The organism is Pseudonocardia sp. (assembly GCF_035305885.1).
Lineage (GTDB): Bacteria > Actinomycetota > Actinomycetes > Mycobacteriales > Pseudonocardiaceae > Pseudonocardia.
The window spans coordinates 1-12200 of the sequence record NZ_DATGOP010000028.1; the positions used below are offsets into that span (position 1 = coordinate 1).

Sequence of the window (12200 nt, forward strand, 5' to 3'; positions counted from 1 at the left end):
GCGTGGAGCATCCGCGGCCCGCCGAGCGGACCGAGCGGTCCCACGACACCCGACACCGGCACGCCGCGGCCGACCGGCCCGTCGTCGACGTCCCCGACGACCGGCGGCGCCGCGCCGCCGACGGAGAAGCCGGGTGGGAAGGCGGCGGCGGAGTCGACCGGCAGGCCCACCGAGGAGCCGATCGAGCGCGGCTCCCTGCGCCGGAGGCTGGGCGCGGCGTTCGGCTGGGTCGGCGGACGCGGCAAGGACCGGGAGCCGACGGACGCCGAGAAGGCCTACCGGGCCGCCCTCGACCGGAGCTCGGTCGCTCAGGCCGAGCTGGCGCGGGTTGCCGCTTGGGTGCCGTGGCTCGTGGAGTGGGTCGGCAAGGACCGCACCCGCAGCGATCTCCTCGTGCGCAAGCAGGTGGCGCGCGCGGTCGGCATGAGCCAGCAGGAGGTCGCCGCCCTGGTCGCCCTGGCCCGGATGCAGCAGCGGCGGCTCGACCCGCCGGCGCGGCTGGCCCCGGGCATCCTGGAGATGACCGCGAACGAGGCGCTGAAGGCGGTCGAGACCGAGGTCGAGCGGCTGAAGGCGAACGCGGAGAGGGCGGCCGAAGAGCTGCGCGCGGCCCGGGCGGCGCTGGACGCGGAGCGCGCCACCGGCGGGCCGGCCTCGGGTGGCACCACCGGCGGTGGCGCCGCCACGAGCGGGCTGCGCAAGCCGCATGGCTCCAGGCTGGCGGAGGGCAAGTTCCGCCGCTGGCTGTTCGGGGTGCGGATGTCCCCGGACGAGCGCGCCGGGCTCGCGAGCCGGCTGCGGGCCGGCGGCGGCCTGCCCACCACGACCGGGCTGCCCGCCGAGCTGCTGCCGCTGTGGCAGCTGGCCGCCGCCGAGCTCCTGGAGGGGGTCCACGACGGTCCGGCGATGGCCGAGCTGCTCGCCCGGTACCCGCGCGGTCCGCCGAAGGTCGAGTTCCACTGGCTGTTCGCCCCGGTCGTCGACCGCACCACGGGGCTGGCCGCGGACGCCGGGCACAAGTGGACCGGGGACGGCACGCTGCACGTCTACGTCAGCGACACCGGCTCGGCGGCGGGCGTGCTGCACGAGCTCGTGGAGGCGGTGTTCGCGCGGTGGGCCGGGTTCACGCCCGCGCAGGCGCACGCCATCGCGGTGCTCGCCGAGCGCGGCGTGACGGACCCGGCGCAGCGGGAGGGCTCGTGGCTGACCGCGCGGGCCCGGGCCGAGATCGACCAGCTGGGGCGCGAGCGGCGGATCGACGCGCTCACCGTGCTCGTGCGCGGCTACGACGACGTCCGCGCGCACATCAGCGAGGTGTTCCAGGCGCGGCCCGAGTGGCGCGACCTGCTGCTCGGGTACGCCGCGGAGTTCCACGAGCTCGCCGAGGCGACGATGCGCCCGCTGGTGGACGCTTACGTCGCCCAGCGCCGCCACGCCCGGGCCTGGGCCTTCCTACCGACCATCAAGCGCAGGCTCGTGGCGGCGGTGACCGAGGCCGCGGCCCGCACCGGCCTGGACGCGGCGGCCGACGAGTTCAACCGCGCGGCAGAGCGGCTCGAGGAGGCGGCGAAGGCGTGGGCCGGCCGTGCCGACCTGGCGGCGTTCGCGGTCGCGGCGCTGCGCGCGGCGGACCCGGCGCTCACCGAGGAGGCGGCGATCGAACGGGCCCGCGTGCTGCTTGACCTGCCGGCTGCGGTGGTTGCCCACGCGGTGTACAGCGGACAGCCGGCGACGCCGCCCGCGCACTGGAACCCCGAGGTCGAGGCGGCCACGCAGCTGCGGGCGATGATGGACACCCGCCGGAAGGCGCTGGAGGACGGCAGCGAGCGGCTGGACCGGACGCTACGGGCGTTCGGGGACGTGCTCATCCGGGAGGACCCGGCGAACCCCGGCTTCTACCAGGCGGTGCGCGACGCGGTCGTCGAGGCGTCCCGGCAGGGGATGTCGAACTTCCGCATCCACAAGTCGACCGGGATCGACTTCGCGACCGTCGCCGAGATGACCGGCAAGATGGAGCCGAACCCGCGCGAGCGGATGCCCATCGTCGACAAGGTCATCCAGTCCTACGCCGCGGTCTGGGCGTGGGCGAACCCGAAGGCCGCCCCGCCGCGCGAGTACCGGGCCGCCGCGAACTCGATCGACACCCGCGACCTCGGTGAGCTGAAGGCGCGGCTGGTCGCGCTCGGCGTCGAGGAGCGGGCCGCGGACCTGGTGGGCAGGGAGCGCCGTGCGCTCGACCTGCTGTGGGACACCCACCTGCACCACAACGACTACTCCGACCCGCGCTACACCCGCATCGCGAGCCAGTTGAGCTACATGCGGTCCGCGGGCATGCAGGGCGTGGTGATCCTCTCGCCGATCCCGCAGCGCGGGCGCGGGGTGTTCACCGCGGGCTCCGGCACCTTCTACTACGCGCAGATCGGCGTCGTGCGGCTCGGCATCACGTTCGGGGTGCCGATGCTGAGGATGCACGGCAAGTTCCCGGACGTCCGGCTGTTCGACGGCGTCCGCGCCCTGCGGGCGAAGGACCCCGACCTCGGCTGGCGGGCCGTGCCGGGCATCTCGGGTGCCCGCGTCGACATCCCGGGCGCGCGGGGCTACCTGCACGCGATGCTGATCACGCACCCCGACCTGGCGTACGCGGTCGCCGAGACCACGTTCGCCAAGGAGGGCGTGACCAGGCTCCTGGGTCGCCAGGCCGCGCACGTCCTCAACCCGGACTACCTGGCCTACGCCGGTAAGCTGATCGACGCCGCCCGCCACATCAAGGTGTCGCTGGCCAAGGGCCACATCAGCCACCGCTACCTGGCGACGGTGGCGCCGGGCCTGGTCGAGGTGTTCCCGGCCGGTGGCGGCGCGACCTCGCTCGACCCGGTCGCGCTGCTCGAGCGGCTGAACGACAACCGGCGCGAGCTGGAGCAGCTGCTCGACGAGGTGTCGCTGCACCGCAAGGCGCGCAGCCTCGCCCGGGCCGCGGCGAAGGCCTACCGGTCCGACACCGGCGAGCTGCAGATGTACAGCCCGCACACCGAGGAGCTGCTGCGGGCGTCGCAGGAGACCGGCCAGATGGTGATCATCCACAACGATGCCGGTCTGGCCCGGTTGGGGATCGACGGCCTCTACAAGGCCGGGGCGACCGACGAGCGCTACCTGATGCCGCTGATCGGCCTGCTGCGCAAGTACGAGGGCGCGAACGTCGTGCTGGCGCACCTCGGGCTGGGCAAGTGGACGACGTTCTCCGACCACCACCTCGAGGTCATCGACTGGATCCTGCGGAACTTCCCCGAGGAGCAGGTCAACTTCGACGTCTCGTGGAACGACCTCGCGCAGCACATCAAGGCGAGCGAGAAGACCCGCAAGCGGTTCGTCCAGCTGGTGCTGGACCACCCGACCCGGTTCCTGTGGGGGTCGGACTCGGTCAAGGCGCCGACGCTCGACAACTACGAGCGGCACTACCACGACATGACGCCGCTGTTCGAGGAGATCGAGTCGCGCCCCGGCGGCAAGCGGGCGGTCCAGCTGGTGCTGCACGGCAACGCCGCCCGCGTGATGGGCAACGCGCGCCGCCGCGGCCAGCAGTGGGCGTTCGACGAGATCACCTCGGGCAAGTGGGACGAGTTCCTCGACGCGCTGCCCGCCCACCGCAGGCAGTTCGTCCTCGACTGGGTCGAGGAGCAGCGGGCCGCCGGCCGCGTCGCCACCCGCGGCGAGGACGGGACGATCCCCGCGACCGGCCCGGGCAACTGGCGCCGGCACGAGCAGATGCAGTCGTTCATCCGCTGGCACTGGGCCGTCACCGGCAAGGTCGTCGAGGGCAAGGACACCCTGCGGCTGCGGTGGCGCGCGCTGCGGCTGATCGCGAGCGACGCGAAGATCGTGGCCGGCGAACGGCTCACGCAGCTGGCGCTGTGGTGGAAGGAGCGCGACGGGCTGCGGCCCGCCGAGGACGCCGCGGCGCTCGGCGTGAACTACACGCCCGAGGCGATCGTGGCCGCCCAGCAGGTCGACATCGTCACCGGCACCAAGGCGCACGGCCCCGACCGGCGCGACTGGATGAACAAGGTGCTCGACGACGTGGACGGCACCCAGCGGGAGGCCGTCGAGACCGAGCGTCGGATCGGCGAGCTGCGCAAGGAGCTGCGCAAGAAGTTCCGCATCAACTTCGCGATCGGCGTCGGCCTGATGGCGACGGGGGCGTGGTTCGCCTGGTTCGGGCCGCTGCCCGAGCTGGTGCCGGCCGGCGTGTTCGCGATGTCGAACAGCCTGGCGTTCATCGTCAGGGGTCTGCTCACCGTGGCCCGCACCGCGCACGGCCAGCAGGCGCGCGTGTTCGGCGAGTCGATCATCGAGCGGGGCCGCATCGACCTCAACGTGATCGCGTGGCAGGCCAACCTGATCCGCAAGTACCTGCCCGACGAGCTCACCCGCGTCGTCGGCAGGTGGGACCCCGAGCTCGTCGAGCAGAAGCTGGCCGAGTTCGACCGGCTCACCGACGAGTTCCTCAAGCTGGCCGCCGCGATCCGCTACGCGCCGCTGAACGGGGTGTCGGTGGCGGCCCGGCAGAAGCTCGCGGTATCGGAGTACTCCACCTACCAGGACCGGATCAGCCGCCTGATCGGTGCGACCGCCAACTCGATCGTCGGGCTGAACCCGCACTCGGGCATCACCGGGCGCCTGGTGCACACCACGCTCGCGACCACGTTCACGATCAACCTGGTCGGTCACATCGCGCTCGCGCTCACCGCGCCCGACCCGCTGACGTTCACGGTCAACGCCGCGTACGCGATCTCCGACGCGATCTTCGGGCTGCACGCCGTCGCGGGCGCCGCGAGCGGCTGGGCGGGTTACGACATCAGCACCCACCCGTGGTTCCGGTTCATGGTCCAGGGGCCCGGCTTCCTCGTGTTGACGGCGGCGAACTTCCTGCTCGGAGTGCAGTTCGCGGTCGCAGGCGAGATCATCCCGGCGCTCTCGGCGGTGGTGCTCACCGCCACGACCGCCTACGTGCTGAACCGCGGGGTTGCCCTCGAGCTGAACCTGGGCCGGCGGGCGCCCAAGCGCGGCGCGGCCGCGAACTTCATGATCGGCTCGTCGCTCATCGCGCTGGGCTTGATGGGCCTCAGCCCGGGCAGCGCGGTGGTGCAGCTCATCGGCCTCGGCATCGGCGCCTCCGTGCCGATCGTCATCGTCGCGCGGCGCGTGGTGGAGCAGATCGCCGCCGTCATCCCGCGCCGGCACGTGCCGAACCGGTCGCTGACGGCGCGTCCCGGCGGCCCGCCGTCGTCCGGGCCGCGCGGCCCCACCGGGCCGACCGGACCGAGCGGCCCGACGGGGTCGAGCGGGCCGACCGGATCGGCGGGGCCCGCCGCGCCGAGCACCCCGGCGAAGCCCCGCCGCGCCGGACGGGTCGCGCGCGTGGCCGTGGTCGCGGGCGCCCTCGGCGTGCTGCTGTTCGGCGGGCCGGTCGACAGCGGCTCGTCGCGGCCCCTGCCGCCGTCCGCGACCCCGTCGATCAGCGCACCCACCACGCCGGGCGGCGGGCAGCCCGCCGCCGTGGTGCCGACCCCGGCGACGCCGAGCCCGTCGGCAGGCGGTACGGCGCACCCGGCCACGTCGCCCGCGACGACGAACCCGCAGCCGGGGCAGCCGGGTATCCGCGCCCCGCCGGGGAACGAGGGGATGTCACCGCTCGTCCGCGGGCTGCTCGCCGCGGGCGCAGCGCTCGGCGCGCTGGGCGCCGCCGTCGCGGTGTGGTTCGGGCTGCGCGCGTGGTGGCGCCACCGCGCGGCCCTGCTGAGGCCGTCCGGGTCCGCGTACCCCGACCTGGTGATCCGCGTGGCCACCGCGGCCGACGTCGACGAGATCGTGCGGCTGCGTCGCGAGCGTGCTGCCTGGCTCGCCGCCCGCGGTTCGGACCAGTGGAGCGGCGGCATCACGCTCGAGGCCTGGCGGGCGCGGGTCGAGGAGTCGGTGCGAGCCGGCCAGACGTACATGGCCACCACCCGCGACGGCCGGGTGCTGGGCACCATCGCGATCGACTTCCAGGCCACGCCAGGGCTGTGGACGGCGGAGGAGCTCGCCACCGCGGTGATGGTGCACCGCCTGATCGTCAGCGTGGACGCCGCCGGCCAGGGCGTGGGCGCGGCGCTGCTGGCGCACGCCGACCGCATCGCGGTCGAGAACGGCCGGGAGTGGGTCCGGCTCGACGCGTGGACGACGAACGCCGAGCTGCACCAATTGCACGTGCGGTTCGGGTTCACCCACGTGCGCACGGTGACCGGGGCGGCGACCCGGTCGGCCGCCGCCCTGTTCGAGCGCCGGGTCGGCACGACCCGGCCGGTCGCGCCCTCCGGCCCCGCGCCGGGCCACCGGTACGGGGAGATCGACGTTCCCGACGACGCCAAGGGCACGCCGGTCGAGCGCCAGTGGGCGCGCCTGCTCGTCTCCACGGCGGCGTGGGCCGCCCTGCCCGCGTTCACGGTGGCCGCCGCGGTGGGGATCGCCGCGACCGCCCTGACCGGCTGGGGAGCGCTGCTCGCCGTCGCGGTCCACGGCCTGGCCACCCTGGCCCACGGCCTGGTGGCGATCGCCGCGGCGCGGATCGCGGCACCGCGGTTCGACACCGCCGCCAACCGGCTGGTCGGGCTGTCCGTCCTGGCCGCGGGCGTGCTGATCGGCGTCGACGCGCTCACGGGGGCGCACCTGGTGAGCGGCTCGCCGTGGTGGGTCGTCGGGGGCGGCGCGCTGGGTCTCGCGGCCTACGGCGCTGCCGGCCACCGGCTGTCCACGCATGCCGGCGGGCACGCCGGCAAGGCCTTCACCGCGCACGCGCTGTCCGGGGCCGTCGCCTCGCTCGCGGTCGGGCTCGCCGGGGCGGCGGCGCTGGTCGGGCTGCCGGCCGCGGTGTCCGACCAGGTCGCCGCCGCGGTCGTGTCGGGGCTGGCCGTGCTCACGGCCATCGGGGTCACGACCGGCCGCGCCGTCGGCCCGAACGAGCTCTCCCACCCGATCAGGTGGCTGCGCAACCTCGGCCGCGGCGTCGCCGACCTCGTCACATTGCTCGACCGCGGCCTGGCGCAGCCGCTGCGGCACCTCCGCAGCGGCTGGCGGGAGATGCGGCGCTGGTGGGCCGAGTACCGCGTCCGCCGGGTGATGCGGGGCGACGTGATCGCGCTGCCGATCGACGACCCGCGGCTGACCCGGATCCGCGGCATGCGCGAGGCGGTGTCGCTCAGCGAGCGGTTCACGGTCGTCGGCGACCTGGTGGTCCGCGCCTGGAGCGTCTGGCACCGGCCCGTCGACCACACCCTGATCCCGCTCGGCCCGGACGAGCTGATCGCGGTGCGGCGCGACGCCGCGCTGCACGCCTTGAACAACGGCCTCACGGCCTGGCAGGTGGGCAGGCTGCTCGGCCTGCCGCGGCGTGAGGTGACCCGCTGGGTGGAGGCCGGGCGGGTCCCGACCCCGGCCGCGGTGGCCCACGACGAGGCGATCGCCCGCAACGACGAGGCCGTGCTCCGGCTACACGAGTTCACCCGCAACTCCGTGCCGTGGCTCGTGATGAGGCTGCGGTCCACCGGCAGGCGGACCGAGGCCGAGGCGATCGAGGCGGTGGCCGCGGCGCTGGGCCTCCCGTCGGACGTGGTGGCCGCGATCGCCCGGGATCCCGACCTGCCGCTGGACCCGCCGGGCGAGCCGCTGGCACCGGGCATCCTCGAGATGCCTCCGGCCAAGGCGCTGCGCGCCGTCGAGGCGCACCGCAAGCGGCTGGAGGCGGCGGTCGCGCGCACCACGGCCGAGGTGCGCGCCACGCGCGCCGCCCTCGACGCCGAGAAGGTGGCAGGCGCCGGCGTCCTGAACGCCGCCGGGCCCGTCACCGGGCCGGCGTCGACGTCCGGGCTGCGCAAGCCGCACGGTTCGCGCATGGACGAGACCGCGTTCGGGCGCAAGCTGGGCGGGCGGCCCCTGTCGCGGGCCACGCGGTCCGCCATGGCGGAGCAGCTGCGTGCGGGCGGCACGTTGCCGGCTGGGCCGAACGAGCCGTCCGACTTGGTCGGGCTGTGGCGGGAGGCCGCCGCCGAGTACCTCGACGGGGTGTTCGACGGCCCCGCGGCGTCCGAGCTGCGCCGCCGCTACCCGGCCGCCCCGAGGGCGCCGCCCGCGATCGTGTTCCGGCGGCTGAACCGGCCGATCACGGACCGACGGATGGGCCTGTCCGCCGACGCCGGCCACCGGTTCGGCCCCGACGGCACGCTTCACGTGTACACGAACGACCCCGCCGGCGTGCTGCACGAGCTGGTCGAGGCGCTGTTCGCGCCGTGGGCCGGGTTCACCCCCCAGCAGGCGCACACCATCGCCGTGCTGGCCGAGCGGGCGGTCGCCGACCCCGCCCACCGCGACGGCGAGCTGCTCACCGCGCGCGCCCGCCGCGAGCTCGGCGAGCTCGCGGCCGACGGCCGGGCGGACGTGCTGACCGTGCTCGCGGGCGAGTACGGGCAGGTGCGCGACCACCTCCGAAGGGTCTTCGTCGGACAGCGGCGCTGGCTGCCGGTCGTGATGCGCTACGCCTCGGAGTTCCACAGCGCGGTGGTCACCGCGCAGCGCGAGGCGGTCGCACGGCAGGAGCGGCGCCGGCGATGGGCTCGGTGGCACGGCTACGCGTTCTCGGTACGGCGCAGGCTGGTGGCCGTTGTCGACGCCCACAGCGAGGCGGTCGACCGGGCGCTCGACGCCTACGACGCCGCCGTGCGCGACCTGCACGGCGCCGTCGAGCGGTGGGACGGTCGCCGCGAGTGGGCGTCGTTCACCGTCGCCGCGCTGCGGAACTCCGACGCGTCCCTCACCGAGCGAGCGGCGATCGCCCGCGCCGCGACCCTGCTCGAGCTGCCTGCCGTGATCGTGGAGGCCGCCGTCGCCGCCGACCGGCCCGCCGCGGCGCCGCCGGGGTGGACCGAGGGCGCCGACGTCGCCGTCCTCCTGCGCGGCCTCCTGCAGGGCATCCACCACGACCTGCAGCACGCCACCACGCGGGTGGACGAGCGGCTGGAGGACGAGGGCCGGGCGCTCGTCGCCTTCTACGAGGCCGTGCGGGACGCGGTCGTCCAGGCGTCCAAGAGCGGCATGTCCAACTTCCGGATCCACAAGATCACCGGAATCCCGTTCGACCGTGTCGCCGACATGACCCGGATCCCGGAGGCGAACCCGGCCGAGCGATTGCGCTGGGTCGACAAGTTCATCCCGATCCGCGCCGCGGTGTGGGCGCGCTGGCGAGGCTGGGTGGCCGGCGTTCCGCCGGTGCCCGCGGAGCTGCGGGCGGCGACCGCGGCGCTCGACACCAGCGACGTCGACCTGCTGCGCGAGCGGCTGGTCGAGCTCGGGGTCGAGCCGCGGGCAGCCGAGCTGATCGGCAAGCAGCGCCGCGCGCTGGGGCTGCTGTGGGACACGCACCTGCACCACAACGATTACTCCGACCCGCGCTACGTGCGGATCGAGAACCAGCTGAAGATGATGCGGGCCGCCGGGCACCAGGGCACGGTGGTGCTCTCGCCGATCCCGCAGCGCGGCATGGGCCTGTTCACCGCGGGGTCGGGCACCTTCTACTACGCCCAGATCGGGGTCTACCGGCTCGGCATCACGTTCAACGTGCCGATGCTGGCCATGCGCGGGAAGTTCCCGGACGTCCGGCTGTTCGACGCCGTCCGGTCCCTCGACGCGAACCTGCGGTGGCGGGTGATCCCGGGGATCTCCGGTGCGCGGCTGGACATCCCGGGGGCGCGCGGCTACCTGCACGCGATGCTGATCACGCACCCCGACCTGGCGTACGCGGTCGCGGAGACCACGTTCGCCAAGGAGGGCGTGACCCGCCTGCTCGGCCCGCAGGCGGCCCACGTGCTCAACCCCGAGTACCTCGACTACGCGGGCGAGCTGATCAGCGCCGCCGAGGTCGTCAAGAAGGCGCTGCGCGACGGGCACGTCACCTTCGCGCACCTGCGGCAGGTGGCACCCGGGCTCGCCGCCGTGTTCCCGGCCGACCACGGCCCCACCAGCCTGAACGTGCTGGAGCTGCTCGAGCGGCTGACCGCCAACCTCGCCGGCCTGCGCACCCTGCTGCGCGACCTGTCCAGGCACCGGCTGGCCGAGACGCTCCCGGACAGCGCGCCCGACGTGTACTCGCCGCACACCCGCGAGCTGCTGCAGGCCTCGTCGGAGACCGGCCAAGCGGTGATCATCCACAACGACGCGGGCCTCGCCCGGCTCCGCGCCGATGGCCTCTACCTGGCCGGCGCCCCCGACGAGCGGTTCTTCGTGCCGCTGCTCGGCCTGCTGCGGCAGTACCCGAAGGCCAATGTCGTGCTCGCGCACCTCGGCACGGGAAAGTGGACGACGCTCTCGGTGCACCACCTCGAGGCGATCGACTGGGTGCTGCGCACCTTCCCCGCCGAGCAGGTCAACTTCGACGTCTCCTGGAACGACCTGGCCCAGCACATCTACGCCGACGCGAGGATCCGCAAGCGGTTCGTCCGGCTCGTCCTGGATCACCCGACCCGGTTCCTGTGGGGGTCGGACTCGGTCAAGGCTCCCACCGAGGACAACTACGAGCGGCACTACCACGACATGACGCCGCTGTTCGAGGAGATCGAGTCGCACCGCGGCGGCAAGCGAGCCGTCCAGTTGGTGCTGCACACCAACGCGCACCGGGTGTACGGCAACGCACGGCGCCGCGGCCAGCAGTGGGCCTTCGACGAGATCACCTCGGGCGCGTGGGACGACTTCCTGCGGGCGCTGCCGGTCGAGCGGGAGCGGTTCGTCCGCACCTGGGTGGAGGAGCAGCGCGCCGCCGGACGCCGCAACGATCCGAACCACATCCCGGTCGGCCCGGGCAACTGGCACGCGCACCAGCAGATGCGCTCGATGCTGCGCTGGCACCACGCGGTCACCCCGGCCGTCGTGGTGGGGCGCAACACCTTCGGCCTCTACAAGCGGGCCCTGCAGCTCGCGGCCTCCGAGCAGGTCGCCAAGGCGCGGGGCCGGCTGGACGGGCTGGCCGACGCCTGGCTCGCCCGCAAGGGCATGCGCCCGGCGGAACGGGCCACCGAGCTCGGGGTCGACTACAGCGTCCAGGCCATGGTGCTCGCGGCACAGGTCGACGCCGCCACGCGCACCACCCCGGGATCCCCGGAACGCACCGAGTGGATGGACGCGGTCCGGGACGACGTGGAGGAGACCCAGCAGAAGGCCGTTCAGGCCGAGCGCGACATCGCCGACATGCGCAAGACCCTGCGCAAGCGGTTCCGGGTGAACATGGTGGTCGGCGGCGTGCTCATGGGCCTCGGTGTGGCAATGGCGTTCGGCCCGGTCACCGCGCTCGCCCCCACCGGGATCCTCACGATCACCAACAGCGCGGCGTTCATCGTGCGCGGCACGATCACCCTGATCCGCACCGCGCACACCCAGCAGGCGCGGGTGTTCGGCGAGTCGATCATCGAGCGCGGCCGGATCGACCTGAACGTGATCGCCTGGCAGGCGCACGTGATCCGCAAGAACCTGCCCTACGAGCTCGAGCCCGTCCCCGGCCGGGGCCGCGACGCCCACCTGCGTCACGTGCTCGGCGAGTTCGACCGGCTCACCGACGAGTTCGTGCGGCTGGCCGCGGTGCTGCGCTACACGCCGCTGCTGCCCGGCGAGCGGGTCTCCGACCGCCAGAAGCTGGCGATCAAGGAGTACTCGACCTACCAGGACCGGATCAGCCGGCTGATCGGGGCGACCGCCAACTCGATCACGGACATGAACCCGCACTCGGGCCGCTTCGGCACGGCCCTGCACACCACGTTGGCGGCCACGTTCCTGATCAACCTGGTCGGGCACATCGCGCTCGCCGCGACCAGCGGTGGCCTCGCGTTCTGGGTCAACGCCATCTACGCCGTCGCCGACACGGCGTTCCTGCTGCACGCCGCCGCCTCCGCGGCCAGCGGCCGGGCCGGCTACGACATCGGCGGGCACCCGCGGTTCCGGTGGATGGTGCAGGTCATCGGCTTCCCGGTGCTGACGGTGGCCAACTTCCTGCTCACCATGCAGTTCGCGTCCGAGTGGCAGTTCCCGGCCGCGGTGGCCGCCGCGGTGCTCACCGGCACCACCTACTACGCCTCGCGCCTCGGTGTGGCGCTCGAGCTGTCGCTCGGCCGCAAGGCCCCCAAGCGGGG

At 74.2% G+C, this 12200-nt stretch carries 2 protein-coding genes; one reads left to right on the top strand and one right to left on the bottom strand.

Going from position 1 to position 12200, the window contains the following annotated elements; genetic code table 11:
- A partial coding sequence (locus VKZ81_RS04805; RefSeq protein WP_324240178.1) for a hypothetical protein occupies positions 1-245 on the bottom strand: 245 nt, incomplete at its 3' end.
- 94 nt (positions 246-339) lie between these two features.
- On the opposite strand from VKZ81_RS04805, the gene VKZ81_RS04810 reads away from it, so the two are divergent.
- On the top strand, positions 340-12200 hold an 11861-nt coding region (locus VKZ81_RS04810; protein ID WP_324240179.1), incomplete at its 3' end, for a GNAT family N-acetyltransferase.